This window comes from Desulfosporosinus acidiphilus SJ4 (assembly GCF_000255115.2).
In the GTDB taxonomy this organism is placed as follows: Bacteria; Bacillota; Desulfitobacteriia; order Desulfitobacteriales; family Desulfitobacteriaceae; genus Desulfosporosinus; species Desulfosporosinus acidiphilus.
On sequence record NC_018068.1, the window covers coordinates 3,634,976 to 3,655,233 of the forward strand.

Sequence of the window (20,258 nt, forward strand, 5' to 3'; positions counted from 1 at the left end):
TTACTCTTGCCAAAAGTCTTCATTGGCTGTATCGATAAATGACTGAACTTCATCCAAGGAATGAAATTCAACGGTAGGTGCCATATCCAGCATAGCCTTTGGCCAAGTTTTCACGTCCAGACCGGTAATGATGACCTTACCCTTGGTTCCAGGTTTTCCCTCCAGAACAGTAAGTACATCGTTAGTAAGGCTAAAATGATATTCGCCCTCTCCAAGAGCGCTTGTTGATACGGAAGTACTATCTTTAAGATAGCTTTTATTAGAAGCAAACTTCTTATCATAAAGCCATGACGTTGCAAACGGTACAATGCCCCCGATTGCCAAACCCAGAATAAGTACCAAACTCATAGTTTTCCAGCGAGACATAAGTAAAAACCCTCCCGACATTGCCTTTTTACTCTAGTCTTGCCAGGAGGGCATAATTTAATCGTTATAGTGTATTATAAAATTATCTAAAACTCTTGATCTGCCAGTTCCTCAGATAATTCAAAATTAGAATACACCCCTTGGGTATCGTCATGATCTTCCAGGGTCTCCATTAAATGAACAAGTTTGCGAGCTTGTTCAGCATCGGTAATTTCGATGGTATTTTGGGCAACCGGGCTGAGCACCGATTCACTGACAACGATGTTCTGCTCCTCAAACGCCTTGCTTACACCTTCCATAGCTTCCGGTGAAGTGTAAATCACAAACTCCTCCGCATCCGCTTCTAAATCGTCTGCCCCTGCTTCCAAGGCGATCATCATTAAATCATCCTCAGACAACTTAAGTCCATCACGGGGAATCGTCAACTGACCCTTGTCCTGGAACATCCATCCAACACACCCGGTTTCACCCATATTTCCGCCATTTTTGGAGAAAATATGACGCACCTCACCCGCTGTTCGATTACGATTGTCCGTCAGAATATCAATCATGACTGCGACCCCGCCGGGACCGTAACCTTCATAACGCAATTCTTCATAAGTTGACCCTTCGGCGCCCCCGGTTCCCTTCTGAATAGCCCTTTGAATATTTTCATTGGGTACATTATTTGCTTTAGCATTTTCTATGGCAATTTTTAAACGAAAATTATTAACGTCCCCGCCACAAGCTCGAGAAGCTACGACGATTTCTCGTCCAAGTTTAGTAAAGATTTTTCCCTTTTGGGCATCTGCTTTGCCTTTTTTATGCTTAATGTTTGCCCATTTTGAATGTCCCGACATACATGTTCCTCCTTATGCTAGTCCGCTTAATAGTTTAGCATAGGGCAAATTCCCTTGTAAAGACCTTAATCTTCCGAATAATGACGATGGTTTGAGATTTTCTCAAGACTAGCTGCGATTGGCAAAAAGTTCGGTGCTTAAATACCGCTCTCCGGTATCGGGAGCAACAACGACGACGTTTTTGCCTTCACCTAAATCACTTGCGGCTTGAAGCGCTGCACTTACGGCGGCTCCGGAGGAAATACCCACTAACATCCCCTCGACCCGGGCAAGTTTTCGCGCCGTCTCTAAAGCATCATCATTCTGAACAGTAACAATCTGATCAAGAATTGTTGTATTCAGAACCTTGGGCACAAATCCGGCGCCGATTCCTTGTATTTTATGAGGTCCGGCTTTTCCCCCGGAGATCACCGGCGAGGACGCAGGTTCTACGCCAATAATTTTCAGCTTGGGCAGATGTTCCTTTAAGACCTCGCCAACTCCTGTGATCGTCCCGCCGGTGCCAATACCGGCTACAAAAGCATCAATCGGGTTGAGTTGATCTAAAAGCTCTAAAGCAGTACTTTTACGATGGGCTTCCGGATTTGCCGGATTTTCAAATTGCTGCGGCATAAAATAACCAGAGTTTTCCCTTACAAGCCGCTTAGCTTCTTCAATGGCGCCGTTCATGCCTGCCGGCCCCGGAGTCAGTACAAATTCTGCGCCATAAGCCGCCATTAGCAATCGTCGCTCAATACTCATCGTTTCAGGCATGACTACAATCAGGCGATAGCCGCGTGCAGCAGCAATCATGGCTAAGCCAATCCCAGTGTTTCCGCTGGTCGGTTCCACGATGGTCCCACCGGGACGAAGGGTACCTCGTGCTTCGGCATCCTTGATCATGCCCAAGGCAATCCGGTCTTTAATGCTCCCTCCGGGATTAAAGGCTTCCATCTTAACATAAATATTTGCCATTCCCGGTTTTACTATTCTTTGTAACCTTACTAAAGGCGTTTGGCCAATCAAATCCATAATCGAATCTACAACTCGCATTTTAAATCCCCCAATTCATATCAAATTACTGTGTTTTAATGGTACCAATCATATGGTTGTTTGTCAAGTCAAGAAGTAAGGACCCGTTTAAAAACTCAACTTAAAGACTCAACATGGGTTGTAAATAGACAAAAGCATTGTCATTTCACTACTGCAGTAGAGTGACAACGCCTTTCTTTTAATAAATAAGCAAGAATAATTAGGATAGGAAAAACGGGAATGGAATAATTTAGCGCATACTTTCAGCAACTCTCATTTCAACGTCCTTAACCAAGGCCTCAATTAAATGGGGCAGCGGAGTGCGCGGGACCCCAATGAAATGAACATTCCCGCGTTGGATCGGAATGAGCAGCTTGTCAGCTTTGCTGTCGGAAATTGCACCGGCCATAGCGGGTGTAATTTCTCCCAACAAGCCATATACCATAATTATAGCTACTGAACCGGCGATGAGATCTACTCTCCCGGCGTTATAGCAAATTGCCGATTCACCGGAAGCTCCCTCAGTTGCTCCGGCGCGCAGCATCGCTCCCGTAGCTAAAGCGTTGGTTCCCAACGCTAAAATTTCTAACTCAGGAATTCCTTTACGCAACTGCTCTACGATATGTTTGCCAATTCCGCCGCCTTGCCCGTCGATAACAGCTATCCGCATAATACCCTCCTCCGTCTGCTTAACAAATCCGCGGCAAGTGCTCGCCTTCAAGCATGCCAAGGATTCGCTTCCCGCCAAGAGGAGTTTTCAAGAGCACAAGTCCTGGTTTTCCTTCCATAACTACCCCTATTTGGGCAGCTCCTTGACCCAAGGGATGAGAATGCATTTTATGAAGGATTGTCTCCGCTGCCTCAGGTTTGACAATGACTAAAGCCTTACCTTCATTAGCCAGGTAAAGAGGGTCAAGTCCCAGCATATCGCAGGCTCCTTTTACCCCTGGCAGGATTGGCAGGGCCTCTTCATCCAAAAGCATGCATACTCCCCCTTGTTGAGCTAATTCATTTAAGGTGGTTGCTACCCCGCCCCGGGTGGGGTCACGCATACATTTTACCCCTGTTTGAAAAAAACAATCAATAAGGCCGTTGAGAGGCGCACAGTCGCTAGTCACCGGGGTTTCAAACTCAAGTCCTTCACGTTCTGACAAAATAGCAATCTCATGATCTCCGATTGTTCCGGTGACAAGTATCACATCTCCTGGCTGAATTTGCTGAGGATTAACTAACGTGCGAGAGACATAGCCTATGCCTGTTGTATTTATAAACAACTTGTCGGCACTTCCCCGTTCCACGACTTTGGTATCACCGCAGACAATAGCAATATTGGCTTCCTTAGCAGTTTCTGCTATGCTCTGAATAATTTGCTCCAGTTCCGCAATCGGTAAGCCCTCCTCCAAAATTAACGCTAAGGATAAAAACATAGGGGCCGCGCCGCTTACCGCTAGATCATTGACTGTTCCGCATACTGCCAGTCTGCCGATATTTCCTCCGCGAAAAAACAAAGGGGAAACCACAAAGGAATCTGTCGTTATGGCCAGTTGCTCCTGCCCCGGCAGTATTGTTGCGTCATTCATTTGATTCAAAAAAGAATTCCCTAAATACTTTTGAAAAAGAGAGGTGATTAATTCGTGGCTAAGCCGTCCGCCGCTTCCATGGGCCATCAAAATGCGTTCCATTAATCATCGCTCCTTTGAAAATATCGGTAATAAGCTGCGCAAGACCCTTCTGAAGAGACCATACAGGGCCCAACGGGTTTAAGAGGCGTACAGCGTTTACCAAATAAGGCACATTGAGTAGGATAAATTCGTCCTTTCAAAACTTCGCCGCATTGACACCCTGGTGTCTCAGGCGAATGGAAAACCGGTAAGGAAAATTTGCGAGCTGCATCCCAAGAAGCATACTCCTCCCGAATTCCCAAGCCACTTTTCGGAATCAGCCCCATTCCTCTCCAGGAGGCATCCACCGGTTCAAAAACCTTCTGCACAATCATTTGAGCGTGAGGGTTACCTTCCACCTTGGCAACTCGGCGATATTGAATTTCGATTTCCGAACGTCCCTGCTGTCGCTGGCGAAGCAGCATTACAACAGCCTCTAAAATGTCCAGAGCCTCAAATCCTGTCACAACCCCCGGTTTGCCGAATTCTTCAGCCATAAATTCTATTGGTTTCGTTCCAATAATGGCACAGACATGTCCGGGATCCAGAAACGCGTCCACTTCCAGTTCCTTATCTTCTGCCAATAGCCTTAAAACGGGAGGAACAACCTTATGCATTGACAGAACGCTGTAATTGTTAATCCCTTCTCGCTTAGCGATATCCAAGCTGACAGCTACTGTGGGAGTAGTAGTTTCAAAACCCACTCCCAGAAAAACAACGTCCTTCTCAGGGTTCTTCTTGGCAATTTCCAGCGCATCCTGGGTTGAATATACGACCCGAACATCGGCACCTTCTGCCTTTAAGGCCTGCAAATTCTTATCACTGCCGGGAACTCTGATCATATCACCAAAGGTTGTAGTGATAACATTAGGTTGAGCAGCCAGATGCAAATAGCGATCAATGTCACTGCTGTCTGTTACACATACAGGACATCCCGGACCGGAGATTAAGCGGACCGTTGGCGGCAGCAACTCCCTTAAGGCATTTTTAGCGATAGCCACTGTATGAGTTCCGCAGACTTCCATAATTGTAAAAGGCTTGACGGCTAAGGCCTGTATCTCCGCAAGATACTCTTCTGCCTTAGCTAATACCTCCTTACTCCCCTTCTTCATAGGCATCGGCAACCTCCAGCAATAATTCTTCAGTTTCTTTGGCGCTCTGATCATCAATAACCCCAATAGCAAACCCTGCATGAACTAAAACATATTCGCCAATCCTGACCTCCGGAACCAAATCAATACTGACAATTCGTTCATTTCCCATCATATCCACCTTGGCGATGATACCGTCAATTGAGACAATCTTAGCTGGAATGGCTAAACACATTTTTATAACACCTCGTTTGCAATTAATACTTGTCCGAAAGCCAGCCCGCCGTCTCCTGGCGGCAAGGTCCGAGAACGTATGACTTTGAGATTTGTAGTTTCTAAGTTCTGAAGAACTAACTCTGTCAGAAGTTTATTTTGGAACACTCCACCGCTTAAGGCAAGAAAACCTTCCTTTTGAAATTTCTTGGCCAGCTCTGCGATAGCTCGTGCCATAGTCAGGTGAAAACGATAGGCAATTTTTCCGCGAGATATCCCTTGCGTCAAGTCCAGCACCATTGATTTAAAAAGCGGTGCAACTCCAAGAATATATTCGCCCTCCTCTGTTCTTAATTCAAACGGATACTCTGAAATCACCTCTGCTCTGCCGTCGGTGCTCTCAGACAATGATTGTTTAAAAAATCTTGCTGCTTCGCTCTCTAATTCGATAGCGGCTTGTCCTTCATAAGTCACCTCAGTACAAATCCCCATCAAACCGCTGACTGCATCAAAGAGTCGACCCGCACTGGAAGTCTGAAAAACTTGAATCTTCTTTTCTAACTGGCGATCTAAAATTTGGCGTTCATTCTGGGAAAAAGACTTCCATAAAGGCAGCGTTTTCAGCCAATCTTCCTCTGCAAGAAGCGTTTTGAGGTAAGCATAGGCAATGCGCAGAGGATGTTTAACCCCCGCATCTCCGCCGGGAAGCGGCAAATACTCAAGATGTCCCAGGCGTTCGCAACTTGCTGCATTTCCATAGAGAACTTCAAAACCCCAGATACAATGATCGCTGCCAAAACCTGTCCCGTCACAAATAATTCCCAAAGTAGGTTCAGATATGTTCCATTCTCCCAAGACACTCACTAGATGAGCATGATGATGCTGAACCGGCAATTTGGGATAGTCCTCCTCTTGAGCAAATCTCGTTGAATAATAATTAGGATGTTTATCGTGGGCTATGACAGAAGGGGTGATGTTGACGACCCGTTGGAAGGATTCCAATTCCTGTTGAAAGCGCTCCATTGTCTCGAAACCTTCCAAGTCCCCGAGATACTGACTTAAAAAAGCGCGTTGATTATGTGCTAAACAGAAAGCATTCTTTAAATCCCCGCCGACTCCCAAGAGTGGTTTCTTAAAGCGAGAAGACGTCAGCACAATCGGCAAGGGCACATAACCTCTGGCCCTGCGTAAAAAAACCGGTTCCTCTCCTATGACTTGTACCACCGAATCGTCGCAAGGATGATATATCTCCCGGTCGTGTACTAAAAAATAATCAGCGATACCTTGCAGAGCTGTCAAAGCCTCCTCATTCCTATAGATCAAAGGGCGACCGCTGAGATTGGCGCTGGTTACGATGAGAAAATCATAAGGCCCTTTAAAAAGAAGATGGTGAAGCGGCGTATAGGGCAGCATCACTCCAAGGGTATGAATACCGGGAGCAATGTTCTCCGGCAATGATGAAGAAAAGTTTTGAACACGCTCCAAAATCACGATGGGAGCAGCCGGGCTTAGTAATAATTCCTCTTGTTTATTTTCTATTTTCACTTCTTTACGTGCTTTTTCTATGGATCTGGCCATAAGAGCAAAGGGTTTGGCTCCCCGTTCTTTGCGCTTGCGCAAACGTTCTATTGCCTGTTCGTTGCGAGCATCACAAACCAGATGAAATCCGCCGAGTCCCTTTACTGCAAGAATCCCTCCCTGAAGCAATTGTTCAATGCCAATCCCGGAAAGCTGCTGACCTGAACTATCAAGCAGCTTAACCTTCGGTCCGCAATTTTTACAGGCAACTGGCTGGGCATGAAAACGCCGGTCCCGGGGATTTTGATATTCCTCTCCACAAGCTTCACACATAGGAAACGTTGACATGGTTGTTTGGGCACGGTCATAAGGCACATCACGAATAATCGTATAGCGTGGTCCGCAATTTGTACAATTAGTAAAAGGATACTCAAAACGACGGTTGTTCTCTTCCGCCATGTCTTGCAAACAATCCTGGCAAGTAGCAACATCAGGAGAGATTAAAACGTCCGCTTCCTGTTGAGCTTCGCTTTGAGTGATCTTAAAAGATTCGTAACTCTCCGCTCTGGCTTCTTCAGATCGAATCGATAATATTTTGGCTAACGGCGGTGCATCGGAAAGCAAACGCTGAAAGAAAACATCAAGAGATTCCCCCTCGGCATGAATAGTCACACCCTTGCTCGAATTATTGACCCATCCTTTAATGTCTAATTCCTCAGCAAGTTTAAATACGAAAGGACGAAAACCCACTCCTTGGACAATTCCATTTAAATATATTTTCTTCGCATTTAGGGTCATTTCCTTCTTCCAGCTTTCTGATTTCTTCATAAAAACCTACTGTTTAGTAATTAATGCAGAATTTGATCAATAATGTCGACCAAACTTCTGATAACCCCCTTATTTTACACGTCGTACTCCCTATTCTACAAGTCTTTTAACAAATAAAATAATTTAGAAAAAACTATTTTTGCACTTTATTCTACTTAATTCTGAATAATTGTTAAACACAAGCAGGAAAAAAATAGCTTATCTCGAATAGATAATAATTAAGAAATTTCTATTTTTTACCCGTGTCAAAAAAGGGGACAAGACATATTTAGGAGGTGTTCATCAAATTATGGGGAATTTCGATCTACTCAAAGTCAAAGGGGTTTCTCGGCGTGATTTCATGAAGTTAATTGGCGCAACAACAGCCGCGCTTGGATTACCCGAATTATTCGTACCCCAAGCAGCTTCAGCTATGGAACAAGCAATTAAGAAGCCCCCGGTTATTTGGTTGGAAGGAATGGATTGTACTGGATGTACGGAATCAACCATCGCAACGTTAAATCCCTCAGCTGCCGAACTCGTTCTTGACATGATCTCAATCCGGTACCATGAAACAATTATGGCCGGATCTGGAAATACTGCTGAAGAAGCCTATCAAGACGCACTCAAAGATAAATTCATACTCGTCGTTGAAGGTTCTACTCCCGCTCAGGAAGATCGTTACTGCATGGTCGGAGGAAAGCCCTTCCGTAAAACACTTATCGAAGCCTCTAAAAAGGCTCAAGCCATTATCGCTATCGGAAGCTGCGCTTCCGAAGGCGCCGGAATCCCCGGAGCCTGCGCAACAGGAGCTGTGGGAGTTTCTGAGATACTTAAAGCTGAGGGTATTACAACTCCCCTTATCAATCTTCCCTGCTGCCCGGTTAAACCAACCACCCTTATCGGCACGATCCTCTATTATCTCACTTATCAGAAGGTTCCGCCACTTGACTCGCAAAATCGTCCTGTAGCCTTCTATGGTACATTATTACATGACAACTGCCCTCGCCGCGGTCATTTCGAAAACGGAGAGTTCCTCACGGATTGGAATAACCCGGCTCAAAAGGAATATTGCCTGCTTCTAAAAGGATGCAAAGGACCGAAGACATTCACGGACTGTGCTCAAGTATGGTGGAATGACAATGCTAACTTCTGTATCAATGCCGGTTCTCCCTGTTCCGGTTGTTCCGAGAAAAGTTTCTATAAGGAATTCACACCCTTATATGCAAAACAGGAAAATTTCAAACTTCCAGGCATAGGTCAAGTTAATACCGATACGGTTGGAGCTGTCATTGGAGGGGCCGCCGCTATAGGTCTCGGAGTTCACCTAATTGCTACTGCTGCCAGCGGAAGACTGACTAACCAAGGTCACGGACATAATCAAGGCCACGACCACAAGGAGGATTTATAAGATGACAAAAATTGTTGTCGATCCCTTAACACGAATAGAAGGACACCTAAAGGTAGAAGTTGAAGTTGAAAATGGCAAAATTTCCGATGCACATGTTGTAGGCACCATGTACCGGGGAATTGAAGCAATGCTGCGCGGAAAAGATCCTCGGGATGCCACCTATGTGACTGAGCGTGTTTGCGGCGTTTGTGCCGGTTCCCACGGCTGGGCCTCCTCTCAGGCATTAGATAAAGCCTTCGGTGCTAGCGTTCCGGCTGGAGGACGTCTTATCCGCAATCTCATAATAGGCGCCATGTGGCTGCACGATCATCCCTTACATTTTTATCATCTTAGTGCACTGGATTATTTAGATGTTATGGCCGTTGCCCAATACCAAGGCAAAGACCCGGCTCTCTTAGCTGTTAAAGATAAAATAGTAAAACTGGCCGCCGCTGGAGATACTGCACCTTTGACGCCGCGTTATAAACCCGATGAATTCAGTGTCAAAGACCCTGAATTAGTAACGATGGCAGTTGCCCACTATCTCAAGGCCTTAGAAATGCAAGCTAAAGCAAAGAAGATGTCGGCCTTGTTTGCCGGCAAACAGCCACACCAATCCTCAATTGTTGTGGGTGGAGTAACGATACTGCCAAGTATTGAAGTTGTTGAACAATATCGCTCAATGCTTCTTGAGCAAATAGATTTTATTGAAAAAGTATACCTGCAAGATGTGTTAACTTTTGGTACCGGACCTTTGCTGCCTTTAGCTCAAGCAGGCGTTGGCGGAGCGGGTGCAGTTAATTTCTTGTCCTATGGCGCCTTTGCTAAGGATGACGCCGGCAAAGACCTATTCCTGAAACCCGGCATTGTTATGGACGGCGACTTGAGCAAGATCTTGCCTGTTGACGAAAGCAAGATCACTGAAGATGTACAATACTCATGGTATAAGCCCAGTGCCAACGGCAAAACACCTTATACCGAGGATACTGTTCCTGACCTTGATAAAAAGGACGCTTATTCCTTCGTAAAGGCGCCTCGCTACGACGGAAAGCCTATGGAAGTGGGACCTCTTGCCCGCATGCTTGTAATGCAGCCAAAAGGACTCATGGATATTATCACTAAATACAACATTAAACCCGGAGCAGTTGCGCGTCACGCAGCACGTGCCTATGAGACCCTCCTCCTTGCTAAAGATATGTTAACTTGGCTTGATGCGTTAGAAAAAGAAATGGGCTCTAATTTCCGCATCCATGATACCGATCACTGGGAAGCTCCTGCCACCGGGCAAGGCGCAGGCTTAACTGAAGCACCCAGAGGAGCCTTAGGACACTTCGTTAAAGTTAAAGATCACAAAATCGAAAACTATCAGATGGTAGTACCCACCACTTGGAACTTCTCGCCCAGAGATGATAAAGGAGTTCGCGGACCTTTCGAACAAGCTTTAATCGGGGTACCCGTTCCCGACCTTGAAAACCCTGCAAACATCGTCAGAGTTGCTCGTTCTTATGACCCATGCCTGGCATGCGCAATTCACCTCATCGATCCTGTGACAAATGATGTAAAGAAATTCCGGATCGGTTGGTAGAAAAGGAGGAAAGGACATGGTTAACCCGCTCGACCATCCATTTACCCAACGTTTAAGCCACTGGATTAATCTTATTAATTTCTTGGTCTTATGCCTTACAGGTTGGTTTATTCATTTCCCTTATCCGGGTGTGCCTATGAGCTTAATTCGTAATTTGCATTTCATCTTTGCCTATTTTCTTCTCATTAATGGGATTGTACGTTTTTATATTTCCTTTTTTGGGAAAAATAAAGATTATGACTCTATTTTACTCAATACACAGGATGTAAAAAATATTTGGCCGCAGACAAAATATTATTTATTCCTCGGCAAGCATCCGGAAACAGGAAAATATAATCCGCTGCAGAAAATCGCTTACATTGCCCTTCCCATCCTAACGGTTTTTCAGGCGTTCACCGGGTTTATCCTTTACAAACCTGAACAGTCTGCAAAAATGCTGGGTTGGTTAGGAGGACTTGCTGCAGTACGGGGACTTCATTTCCTTATCATGTGCATATTACTGGCAATTATTGCAATTCACGTCTATTTGGTCTTTACAACTGCCTTCGAACAGTTTTTGTTTATGTTCTTCGGCAAAATGAGGAATGAGAAGGGAATTTAATCATGCACTCGCCAAAAATTATGGTCATGGGAGTCGGAAATATTCTTCTTTCCGACGAAGGCTTGGGTGTTCGATTTTTGGACGAACTGGCTCAGAAATCCCTCCCGGAAAATGTTGAACTCCTTGAAGGGGGTACTGCTGGACTCGAACTCGTTCATTTAATTCAAGAAGTGGACTTTCTAATTATTATTGACGCCATAAATGCTCAGTCCGAACCCGGAGCCCTATTCCGATTTCAACCCGGTGATATACAAGTGTTACCTGAACAATTCGAGGTTTCCTTCCACCAAATCGGAATAATCGAAGTATTAACCATGGCGAATGTTTTAGGGCGTGCTCCTCAAACCTTAATTTTCGGTGTGCAACCCAAAAAACTTGAATGGGGAATGGAAATAAGCCCGGAAATCGAAACTCTTTTCCCTAAGCTTGCTGAATTGGTTCTTCTTGAAATAGACTCTATTCAGCGTGAAGGCAAGTTTACTCGGAAGTAAGTTACTTAGTTTACTTAGAGAATAGTTTTCTTAGAGATAACTATACTTTTTAGAAACAAGATGACTCTTTTGGAAAAAGGCTTGCTCGAAGGAAGTCGGTCTCGCATATTTTATATCCAAAAATACAATTGGATTAATCACAAAACTTCTGCAAAGAACACTTATTCATTATTAAATGAGGCCGTGCTGAAACTTTAGTTTCTCATGGCCTCTCAAAGTTTCGGAATGAAAAAACTGGCTGATCGTCTATCCCAAGACGGTAGCCAGTTTTCTCATGTTGTGGGCAATACAATGTAGTCCCCACTCCAATAATGAGCCTTTCACAGTGTGAAAGGCTCTTAATTTATTTTGTATTTATCCTCAGCTAAGACCTCTATTTCTATAAGTGGGGATTACTCTTTCGAGGTCTTCACTATCCTACTTTTGTTTCGTTCCAGATTAATTCAGCCACTGATTGATTTCAATCTTGAAAGGCTTCCACTTCATGTTTTAGCCAATCCGTCCAAGCCTGGAGTCCCTCCCCTTTACGGCAAGAAATCTCGAAAATAACGATGGCCGGATTAATACTACGGATATCTTGCTTCATTCTCTCCATATTGACATCCGTTAATCCCTCTAAATCCATCTTATTGAGGATAACAGCTTTAGCTTTTCTGAAGATTACCGGATATTTTGCCGGTTTATCATCACCTTCAACAATGCTCAAAACAATAACTTTAAAGGCTTCACCTAAGTCAAAATCCGCAGGACAAACAAGATTACCCACGTTTTCAATAATCATGAGGTCCAAATTCTGAAAATCAAATTCAGGCAATACCTTGGCGACCATCTTGCTGTCCAAATGACAACTGCCTCCGGTGTTAATTTGTATGACCGGAATATCGTGGACCGAAATCCGATCAGCATCCTTGCTCGTAAAGATATCCCCTTCAATAACTGCCACATGCATGTTTCTATTGAGCAGTGGCATCGTTTTCTCCAGAAGAGAGGTTTTACCGGCACCTGGCGAACCCATTATATTGACGGCAAGACACTTATTCTTGCGAAAATGAGCGCGATTAACTTCTGCTTGCATATCGTTGGAATCCCTTAAATTTGCCATTACTTCGATTTCGCGACGTTCATTATCCATTATTCAACCTCCAGGCTTTCCAGTAAAAGTTCTTCTCCCTGAGTAATTTCTATACTCGTAGATTGACAGTCAGGACACAGAAAACACATAGTCTTAACATTAAACTCACGACGACAATTCTTGCAGAATCCGCGCAATGGGACACGTTCCACGACCAATTCGGCTCCCTCACATACAGTATCCTTGCTATAAGCCTCAAAAGCCATTGCCAAAGCATCTGGTTCAGCGTTGGTTAGCTCACCAACCTTTATCTTAACCTTCAAAACCCTCTTTACATTATGTGAGGAGAGAGTCTGATCGATTACCTCGAAAACTCCCCCCATTAAGGACATCTCATGCACATTATCACCCCTTAATGGGAAATCTTCTCCACAGTATTTTTGCGTTCCAAATAACTTATTATTGGTTGGATTGTCAGGAATTATTAATTGTAATAAATTATTATCTGAGTAATTCGACAAAACTAAGAAATTCCCTTTAATCAATATTAATTTAAGAGAAGAATAAAAATAGATATGGTAAGCAACAGAATAATGCAGTTCCTATCGTAAATTATAATCCAAAATTATTTATGTATAATCTCTTACAAAAAGGATATGCTAACATTGTATCAAACTATAAAACAACTGATAAGGAGGATGGTAATATGAGTCGTAATACGCCGGAAGTTCCTGAATCCGAAAGCCAGTTGGATAAGTTAAAATGGGAAGTCGCTGAAGAATTACAATTAGACGATGATATTGAAGACAAAGGGTTTGCCAATATGACTACTCGTGAAGTTGGACAAATAGGTGGAAACATGGTCAGAAAAATGATCAATTTTGCAGAAAAGGAAATGGCTAACGAAGGTTCCGATATAATGAACGATTAATTATTTAGAATTGTTAAGATCGTGTTTCGGCCAACGCGATTTTTAACAATAGGATATCCTACCATCAGAGATTATTGCTAGAATGAGACTTTCTTTAGTAATAACTCTCCGAGGAAGAAGGGATGAGCGTAATAATGCTTCATCCCTTCTTCATGTTCTATCATAGGCTAATCAACAATTAATTTTACTCTTCAACATAAGGAATTGTCAGCGGCCCTAAGGGCAAAACGGCTATCGTCATATCCTTGCCGTATTTAGTCTGAAGTTCACTTAATGTCGTTTCAATACTTTTGGTCGGCGTAAGCATGGCAATTTTAACCCATTCTTCCGGAAGTGTCGAATAGACAATAACATCAGACCATTCTTGAATCATGGCTAATCTCTGAGCTTCCCATTGATCAAACATACTAAACGATGGCTCATTAATCATTTCCAATAGTGCCTTTGGCGTATCACGCATTTGTAGTATCTTAGAAAAGTTGCCGTGTTCCGGCATTCCTTCTATACATTCCGCCGCACAAATGATCGTTCCGCCTTGTTTCACAATCTTTTGCGCAGCGTTCATACCTTTAACCGCTTGATAGAGATTCTGATCTAAAGGATACCCCGCGTTTGTTGTAATCACTACATCAAAACGCTCCTCACATTTGACCATGGCATGCTCTTTAACAAATGCGCATCCTGTCTCATGAGCGGCAATAAGCTCACCGGCAAAAGCTTTGGTTATTTCATTATTACCCGCTAAAGCTACATTTAGGAGAAAATCGGGTTTGCAAAAAGAGTTTACTTCCCTAGTCATCTCTTGAAGAGGATTATTTTCTATCACTCCCCATGTTGCGAGAGGATGACCAATCATTTTGGCATTATGAAATGTTAAGATCGTCTCTATTCCTGCAATCCCGGGCATAATTCCTTTGGGTCCCCCTGAAAAGCCGGCAAAAAAATGAGGTTCAATAAATCCCGTTACAATTCTAAAGTCTGCCTCTACATATTCTTTATTTAAATAAACGTCACAACCAAAGCTGCTTCTGCCAACTTTTTTAAGTTCGGACATCTCATGGCAATGATGATTAATTATGCGGACTGTGTTTACAATCTCTTCTCCAAGCATCTCCACGAGCTCTTCTCGAGTTTCGTCGCGATGAGTACCAGTCCCATTAATAATCGTAAAGTTTTCAATCGGAATATGAGAAAGCTCCTCCAATAACCATGGCACTAATTTGTGGTTTGGAGTAGGACGAGTAATATCACTGATGACAATGACAATCTTGTCCTTTGGGCTAACCAGCTCTTTGAGGGGTTTTGTCCCGATGGGGTTCCGAAGCGCGTTTACAACTATAGCGTGATCATCTTCAGGTAACTCTACATAATTAGGGGTGACTACTTTCGAATAGTCAGGAACGTTAATTTTTAATCCCTTTTTTCCATAAGCAAGAGCAACTTCCATCCTGTTTCTCCTTTTCTATGTGTATTATTATAGTCCTGAGACTAAATTTAGTTATTTACCGCTAACGACTTTAAATTCTCACTGACTTGAACTACCCCATCAATCATATGAGCAATTTCTTGATTTGCTTTAGCTTGCTCTTGAGTAATAGAGCTGTTACGTAAAGAACTCTCGACAATTTTTTGAATAATAGTTTGGAAAACCATCAAAGTGTTTTTGATTTCATTTGCCGAACGGTTACTCTCTTCAGCCAACTTTCGAACCTCCTCGGCAACGACGGAAAAACCACGACCATTTTCTCCTGCTCGGGCAGCTTCAATCGCAGCATTTAGTCCCAAAAGGTTGGTTTGTTTCGCGACTTTATGAATTAATTCTAACATCATTGTTGTTGACTGTAGTTGATTCTCACCTTCTTTTGCCTCTTGGGCAATGACTTGACTAATTGAAGCCACTTCTTGTGAAGAAGCCGCAGTCTGTTGAACTGAACTTGCAGCCTGTTCAACCGCGCTGCTAAGTATTTGGACTTGATCGCGAATGACTTCCTTGAGCTCCTCATCTTTTATTAAAAGAACAATCATTCCTACGGCAACCTTAGCAACCGGCCGAACGATTTCCAACCTTCCAGCTATTCCGAAGGTACCGATTTTGATTCCTTGAGACTCAATTGCTCCATTATATCCTTCTTTCATTTGTCCGGAAGAAGCAATCTCTTCCTCTTCAGTAATCTCTATATAGTTACGATCTGAAGATAATATTTCCTGACTCCCTCTGTGTTTAACCTCGATTCTTTTATTGGCTGAGTCAGCGATAATCGTACCGGTTGCGTCGCAAACTATTGCATGGAAACCGCTAGTTTGATAGACTAGTTCAACTATGTTTTGTGCTATATTAGTACTTAGTCCCCGCTCCACTTTTAACCTCTCCTTTTTAGCATGTCATTCCAAGATGACATGACAAGACACAACTAGTTATCAATACCTGATTTAATGCCCTATATTACATAAAAATGGTCCTAGCAATTTAATCTATAAGTAGTTTATCATGCATTACAATATTATTCTCGTATTTTGGCGAAAAAATGTAATAAAATTTATAGTATTTATCTTTTACAGAAGACATCTTTTAAATATCTGTTTTCTGACTATATACATCAAATAATTCTAATTAGTTAACTTCTTATTGAAGACTAATATAGAATATTGAAATTAATCAATACCGATTTACATCGGATAAATTCTATTAAACTTTAACCACGAAAACGTTAAAGGAGCCCTCGAGTTTTTTTAACCAACAAAAAACATCACATTTATTCTCACTTCTTCCTAATTGATCTTTATTCTCTGAGGATTACGCTCCCATACGTCCCCATACGCATTCTCCTGAATGTGGGTCCGAACGAGTGGAACCCTGGTTGTTTTGCTTTATATTTCTTGTTATAGACACAAATAGACTGCCATAATTGGCAGTCTATTGCTTGTTTACCTGGCGATGACCTAATTTCCCAGGGGCTATGCCCCAAGTATGCTCGGCCCTGGAGGTCTTAACTTCCGTGTTCGGTATACGAAAAGCGGACGAGCTTTTCGCCACGTTGCGTCCCGTAACGCAGACTCCTGCAACGTGGATCGAACGGGTGGAACCCCGGACTTCCTTCTTGTAATTAACTTAATATGCCTACATAATTCTTACTATGAACACAGAAAGACTGCCCATAAGGCAGTCTTTCGCTTGTTTACCTGGCGATGACCTAATTTCCCAGGGGCTATGCCCCAAGTATGCTCGGCCCTGGAGGTCTTAACTTCCGTGTTCGGTATGGGAACGGGTGGAACCCCTCCGGCATGATCACCAGATCTCTGAGATTTTCAGTTTTCTTTTACAGAACCCTGCTCTCTCAAAACCACATAGAGTCTTCTTTCTAGTTTCGTCTTCCTCGGAAACACTGAGCCACGTTCCTGCCGTAGTTCAATTAGGTCAAGCCCTCGACCGATTAGTACCGGTCAGCTCCACACCTCACGGTGCTTCCACATCCGGCCTATCAACCTGATCTTCCTTCAGGGGTCTTACCAGCTCTCACTGTGGGAAATCTCATCTTGAGGCCGGTTTCGCGCTTAGATGCTTTCAGCGCTTATCCGGTCCGAATATAGCTACCCAGCTGTGCCTCTGGCGAGACAACTGGTACACCAGTGATTCGTCCATCCCGGTCCTCTCGTACTAGGGACAGATCCTCTCAAATTTCCTGCGCCTGCGACGGATAGGGACCGAACTGTCTCACGACGTTCTGAACCCAGCTCACGTACCGCTTTAATGGGCGAACAGCCCAACCCTTGGGACCTACTACAGCCCCAGGATGCGATGAGCCGACATCGAGGTGCCAAACCTCCCCGTCGATATGGACTCTTGGGGGAGATAAGCCTGTTATCCCCAGGGTAGCTTTTATCCGTTGAGCGATGGCCCTTCCACTCGGTACCACCGGATCACTAAGCCCGACTTTCGTCCCTGCTCGACTTGTAGGTCTCGCAGTCAAGCTCCCTTTTGCCTTTACACTCTGCGCGCGATTTCCAACCGCGCTGAGGGAACCTTTGGGCGCCTCCGTTACTCTTTAGGAGGCGACCGCCCCAGTCAAACTGCCCGCCTGATACTGTCCTAATCCCCGATTCAGGGGACCTAGTTAGAACTTCAGTACAAAAAGAGTGGTATCCCACCGGCGACTCCACCAAGGCTGGCGCCCTAGCTTCTCTGTCTCCCACCTATCCTGTACATTTTATACCAAAATCCAATGTCAAGCTGCAGTAAAGCTCCATGGGGTCTTTCTGTCCTGTCGCAGGTAACCCGCATCTTCACGGGTATTACAATTTCGCCGAGTCCCTCGTTGAGACAGTGTCCAGATCGTTACACCTTTCGTGCGGGTCAGAACTTACCTGACAAGGAATTTCGCTACCTTAGGACCGTTATAGTTACGGCCGCCGTTTACTGGGGCTTCAATTCAAAGCTTCGCCTTGCGGCTAACCTCTCCTCTTAACCTTCCAGCACCGGGCAGGTGTCAGCCCCTATACTTCTCCTTGCGGATTCGCAGGGACCTGTGTTTTTGTTAAACAGTCGCCTGGACCTTTTCTCTGCGGCTCACCTTGCAGTGAGCGCCCCTTCTCCCGAAGTTACGGGGCCATTTTGCCGAGTTCCTTAACGAGGGTTTTCTCGCGCGCCTTAGGTTTCTCACCCCATCTACCTGTGTCGGTTTGCGGTACGGGCACCCAGTCACTCACTAGAGGATTTTCTTGACAGCTTGGAGTCGGTTACTTCGCTACTATGTTTCGCTCCCCATCACGTCTCAGAGTTATCGCAGGGCGGATTTGCCTACCCTACCTCCTACTCGCTTGGGCGTGCTCGACCAACGGCACGCTTAACCTATCCTTCTGTGTCTCCCCATTGTTAATAACGCTTCTCGGTGGTACTGGAATCTCAACCAGTTGTCCATCACCTACGCCTTTCGGCCTCGGCTTAGGTCCCGACTTACCCTGGGCGGACGAGCCTTCCCCAGGAAACCTTAGATTTTCGGCGGACAAGATTCTCACTTGTCTTTTCGCATACTCATACCGGCATTCTCACTTCTAAACACTCCACCATTCCTTACAGAATGACTTCCCTGCATTTAGAACGCTCCCCTACCCCTGCACGTAAACGTGCAAGCCATAGCTTCGGTGATACACTTGAGCCCCGTTACATTTTCGGCGCAGAACCACTCGACCAGTGAGCTATTACGCACTCTTTAAATGGTGGCTGCTTCTGAGCCAACATCCTGGTTGTCTGTGCAGTTCCACATCCTTTCCCACTTAGTGTATACTTTGGGACCTTAGCTGATGGTCTGGGCTGTTTCCCTTTTGACTATGAATCTTATCACCCACAGTCTGACTCCCAATCTTAAGACCATGGCATTCGGAGTTTGATAAGGTTCGGTAACCTGGTAAGGCCCCTAGCCTATTCAGTGCTCTACCGCCATGGTTCATCAATTGAGGCTAGCCCTAAAGCTATTTCGGGGAGAACCAGCTATCTCCGTGTTCGATTGGCATTTCACCCCTACCCACAGCTCATCCCCTGCCTTTTCAACGACAGTGAGTTCGGGCCTCCAGTGGGTTTTACCCCACCTTCACCCTGGCCATGGGTAGATCACACGGTTTCGGGTCTACAGCATGCAACTCGTCGCCCTTTTCAGACTCGCTTTCGCTTCGGCTCCGGTTCTTCGCCTTAACCTCGCTGCATACCGTAACTCGCCGGTTCATTCTACAAAAGGCACGCCACTACACCGAAGTGCTGTGACTGCTTGTAAGCGTACGGTTTCAGGTTCTTTTTCACTCCTCTTCCGAGGTGCTTTTCACCTTTCCCTCACGGTACTGGTTCACTATCGGTCGCTAAGTAGTATTTAGCCTTGGGAGGTGGTCCTCCCTGCTTCCCACGGGGTTTCACGTGTCCCGCGGTACTCAGGATTCCCTCACAGCACTCTGCTCTTTCGCTTACAGGAGTGTTACCTTCTCTGCCGAGACTTTCCAGTCTTCTTCAGCTAGAACATTGTGCCTAAAAGAGGGTCCTACAACCCCAATCCCCGAAGGGATTGGTTTGGGCTCTTCCCGTTTCGCTCGCCGCTACTCAGGGAATCGATTATTCTTTCTCTTCCTCCGGGTACTTAGATGTTTCAGTTCCCCGGGTTGTCTTCGGCAGCCTATGTATTCAACTGCAGATCACCGGATATGACTCCGGTGGGGTTGCCCCATTCGGGTATCCACGGATCAAAGCCTGCTTACGACTCCCCGTGGCATTTCGCTGTTAACCGCGCCCTTCTTCGACTCTTAGCGCCTAGGCATCCACCGTACGCCCTTAGTAGCTTGACCTAAAATCTATACTACGTTAGGGTTTCTCAAAACTTCGTTTTATGGATCAATCGATGACTCGATCCATCACATGACACTCGTTTCGAGGTGATGTTTCCTTTGACTTACTAGAAATTATTTCTCTATGCAGTTTTCAAAGAACAGCATGTTCAATGTTACCAATAATTTTGTGAACGAGATTCCATTTTGATTAATTCGCAAGTATTTATGCGGTTCATCTTCCTGGTCTCTCAAAACTAAACAACAGTTTTGCCAATGAGTTTGCCGATCCCTCGGCTTGAGTCTTGCGACTCTTTTTGATCTCTTGCTTAGCAAGAGCATCGACCCATAGGATGTTCGTTTAAAGCCTAAGCTCTAA

The 20,258-nt window shown here is 44.7% G+C and carries 17 protein-coding genes and 2 rRNA genes; 5 read left to right on the forward strand and 14 right to left on the reverse strand.

The features are described from left to right. From DESACI_RS16635 to hypF, 8 genes are all read right to left on the reverse strand, one after another. Positions 1 to 366 carry a hypothetical protein gene (locus DESACI_RS16635; RefSeq protein ID WP_014828366.1) on the reverse strand — a complete coding sequence of 122 codons (366 nt, stop codon included), beginning with the start codon at positions 364 to 366 and terminating at the stop codon, positions 1 to 3. An 86-nt stretch (positions 367 to 452) separates the two neighbouring features. Continuing rightward, a complete protein-coding gene (locus DESACI_RS16640) occupies positions 453 to 1,205 on the reverse strand; it encodes a YebC/PmpR family DNA-binding transcriptional regulator (RefSeq protein WP_014828367.1) in 753 nt (250 codons plus the stop codon). Between the two features lie 108 nt (positions 1,206 to 1,313). Beyond that, on the reverse strand, positions 1,314 to 2,237 hold the full coding sequence (gene cysK / locus DESACI_RS16645) for a cysteine synthase A (protein WP_014828368.1): 924 nt from the start codon (positions 2,235 to 2,237) through the stop codon (positions 1,314 to 1,316). Positions 2,238 to 2,466: 229 nt separating this feature from the next. Continuing rightward, positions 2,467 to 2,886, reverse strand: coding sequence for a DUF3842 family protein (locus DESACI_RS16650; RefSeq protein WP_014828369.1), 420 nt, complete (start codon positions 2,884 to 2,886; stop codon positions 2,467 to 2,469). Positions 2,887 to 2,905: 19 nt separating this feature from the next. Next, on the reverse strand, positions 2,906 to 3,898 hold the full coding sequence (gene hypE / locus DESACI_RS16655; protein ID WP_014828370.1) for a hydrogenase expression/formation protein HypE: 993 nt from the start codon (positions 3,896 to 3,898) through the stop codon (positions 2,906 to 2,908). Continuing rightward, a complete protein-coding gene (gene hypD, locus DESACI_RS16660) occupies positions 3,898 to 4,995 on the reverse strand; it encodes a hydrogenase formation protein HypD (RefSeq protein ID WP_014828371.1) in 1,098 nt (365 codons plus the stop codon). Before hypD ends, hypE begins: the two co-directional genes overlap by 1 nt. Then, on the reverse strand, positions 4,973 to 5,203 hold the full coding sequence (locus DESACI_RS16665; protein WP_014828372.1) for a HypC/HybG/HupF family hydrogenase formation chaperone: 231 nt from the start codon (positions 5,201 to 5,203) through the stop codon (positions 4,973 to 4,975). The genes hypD and DESACI_RS16665 overlap by 23 nt, the downstream gene beginning before the upstream one ends. Positions 5,204 to 5,205: 2 nt before the next feature. Beyond that, a complete protein-coding gene (gene hypF, locus DESACI_RS16670) occupies positions 5,206 to 7,497 on the reverse strand; it encodes a carbamoyltransferase HypF (RefSeq protein WP_041276584.1) in 2,292 nt (763 codons plus the stop codon). A 319-nt stretch (positions 7,498 to 7,816) separates the two neighbouring features. On the opposite strand from hypF, the gene DESACI_RS16675 reads away from it, so the two are divergent. From DESACI_RS16675 to DESACI_RS16690, 4 genes are read left to right on the forward strand one after another with little or no spacing between them, the layout of a single operon-like run. Further along, positions 7,817 to 8,917: a hydrogenase small subunit gene (locus tag DESACI_RS16675; protein ID WP_014828374.1), complete on the forward strand. Its 1,101-nt coding sequence runs from the start codon at positions 7,817 to 7,819 to the stop codon at positions 8,915 to 8,917. 1 nt (position 8,918) lies between these two features. Further along, positions 8,919 to 10,481, forward strand: a complete 1,563-nt coding sequence (locus DESACI_RS16680) for a nickel-dependent hydrogenase large subunit (RefSeq protein WP_014828375.1) — start codon at positions 8,919 to 8,921, stop codon at positions 10,479 to 10,481. A 16-nt stretch (positions 10,482 to 10,497) separates the two neighbouring features. Then, positions 10,498 to 11,082, forward strand: coding sequence for a cytochrome b/b6 domain-containing protein (locus DESACI_RS16685; protein ID WP_014828376.1), 585 nt, complete (start codon positions 10,498 to 10,500; stop codon positions 11,080 to 11,082). A 2-nt stretch (positions 11,083 to 11,084) separates the two neighbouring features. Next, positions 11,085 to 11,573, forward strand: coding sequence for a HyaD/HybD family hydrogenase maturation endopeptidase (locus DESACI_RS16690; RefSeq protein ID WP_014828377.1), 489 nt, complete (start codon positions 11,085 to 11,087; stop codon positions 11,571 to 11,573). Between the two features lie 460 nt (positions 11,574 to 12,033). Here DESACI_RS16690 and hypB read toward each other — a convergent pair whose 3' ends face one another. Together hypB and hypA are read right to left on the reverse strand one after the other, a co-directional pair. Beyond that, positions 12,034 to 12,705, reverse strand: coding sequence for a hydrogenase nickel incorporation protein HypB (gene hypB, locus DESACI_RS16695; RefSeq protein WP_014828378.1), 672 nt, complete (start codon positions 12,703 to 12,705; stop codon positions 12,034 to 12,036). Further along, positions 12,705 to 13,046, reverse strand: a complete 342-nt coding sequence (hypA, locus tag DESACI_RS16700) for a hydrogenase maturation nickel metallochaperone HypA (protein WP_041276120.1) — start codon at positions 13,044 to 13,046, stop codon at positions 12,705 to 12,707. Before hypA ends, hypB begins: the two co-directional genes overlap by 1 nt. Positions 13,047 to 13,351: 305 nt before the next feature. Between hypA and DESACI_RS16705 the strand changes: the two genes are divergently transcribed. After that, complete coding sequence (locus tag DESACI_RS16705) at positions 13,352 to 13,576, forward strand: alpha/beta-type small acid-soluble spore protein (protein WP_014828380.1); 225 nt, start codon at positions 13,352 to 13,354, stop codon at positions 13,574 to 13,576. Between the two features lie 184 nt (positions 13,577 to 13,760). Here DESACI_RS16705 and larA read toward each other — a convergent pair whose 3' ends face one another. From larA to DESACI_RS16730, 4 genes are all read right to left on the reverse strand, one after another. After that, positions 13,761 to 15,023 carry a nickel-dependent lactate racemase gene (gene larA, locus DESACI_RS16710; RefSeq protein ID WP_014828381.1) on the reverse strand — a complete coding sequence of 421 codons (1,263 nt, stop codon included), beginning with the start codon at positions 15,021 to 15,023 and terminating at the stop codon, positions 13,761 to 13,763. Between the two features lie 47 nt (positions 15,024 to 15,070). After that, the gene (locus DESACI_RS25575) at positions 15,071 to 15,934 is read right to left on the reverse strand and encodes a methyl-accepting chemotaxis protein (protein WP_014828382.1); all 864 of its coding nucleotides are present in this window, start codon (positions 15,932 to 15,934) and stop codon (positions 15,071 to 15,073) included. A gap of 820 nt (positions 15,935 to 16,754) precedes the next feature. After that, positions 16,755 to 16,870: ribosomal RNA gene (rrf, locus tag DESACI_RS16725) — 5S ribosomal RNA — on the reverse strand. 117 nt (positions 16,871 to 16,987) lie between these two features. Then, positions 16,988 to 19,900, reverse strand: a 23S ribosomal RNA gene (locus tag DESACI_RS16730). Between the last annotated feature and the right edge of the window lie 358 nt (positions 19,901 to 20,258).

Excerpts from the sequence above, each read along its gene's own strand:
- cysK (WP_014828368.1), bottom strand. The coding sequence starts at position 2,237 with ATGCGAGTTGTAGATTCGATTATGGATTTGATTGGCCAAACGCCTTTA.
- hypB (WP_014828378.1), bottom strand. The coding sequence starts at position 12,705 with ATGGATAATGAACGTCGCGAAATCGAAGTAATGGCAAATTTAAGGGAT.
- DESACI_RS16635 (WP_014828366.1), bottom strand. The coding sequence starts at position 366 with ATGTCTCGCTGGAAAACTATGAGTTTGGTACTTATTCTGGGTTTGGCA.
- DESACI_RS16680 (WP_014828375.1), top strand. The coding sequence starts at position 8,919 with ATGACAAAAATTGTTGTCGATCCCTTAACACGAATAGAAGGACACCTA.
- DESACI_RS16705 (WP_014828380.1), top strand. The coding sequence starts at position 13,352 with ATGAGTCGTAATACGCCGGAAGTTCCTGAATCCGAAAGCCAGTTGGAT.
- DESACI_RS16640 (WP_014828367.1), bottom strand. The coding sequence starts at position 1,205 with ATGTCGGGACATTCAAAATGGGCAAACATTAAGCATAAAAAAGGCAAA.
- DESACI_RS16690 (WP_014828377.1), top strand. The coding sequence starts at position 11,085 with ATGCACTCGCCAAAAATTATGGTCATGGGAGTCGGAAATATTCTTCTT.
- larA (WP_014828381.1), bottom strand. The coding sequence starts at position 15,023 with ATGGAAGTTGCTCTTGCTTATGGAAAAAAGGGATTAAAAATTAACGTT.
- DESACI_RS16675 (WP_014828374.1), top strand. The coding sequence starts at position 7,817 with ATGGGGAATTTCGATCTACTCAAAGTCAAAGGGGTTTCTCGGCGTGAT.
- hypD (WP_014828371.1), bottom strand. The coding sequence starts at position 4,995 with ATGCCTATGAAGAAGGGGAGTAAGGAGGTATTAGCTAAGGCAGAAGAG.
- hypE (WP_014828370.1), bottom strand. The coding sequence starts at position 3,898 with ATGGAACGCATTTTGATGGCCCATGGAAGCGGCGGACGGCTTAGCCAC.
- DESACI_RS16665 (WP_014828372.1), bottom strand. The coding sequence starts at position 5,203 with ATGTGTTTAGCCATTCCAGCTAAGATTGTCTCAATTGACGGTATCATC.
- DESACI_RS16685 (WP_014828376.1), top strand. The coding sequence starts at position 10,498 with ATGGTTAACCCGCTCGACCATCCATTTACCCAACGTTTAAGCCACTGG.
- DESACI_RS16650 (WP_014828369.1), bottom strand. The coding sequence starts at position 2,886 with ATGCGGATAGCTGTTATCGACGGGCAAGGCGGCGGAATTGGCAAACAT.
- hypF (WP_041276584.1), bottom strand. The coding sequence starts at position 7,497 with ATGACCCTAAATGCGAAGAAAATATATTTAAATGGAATTGTCCAAGGA.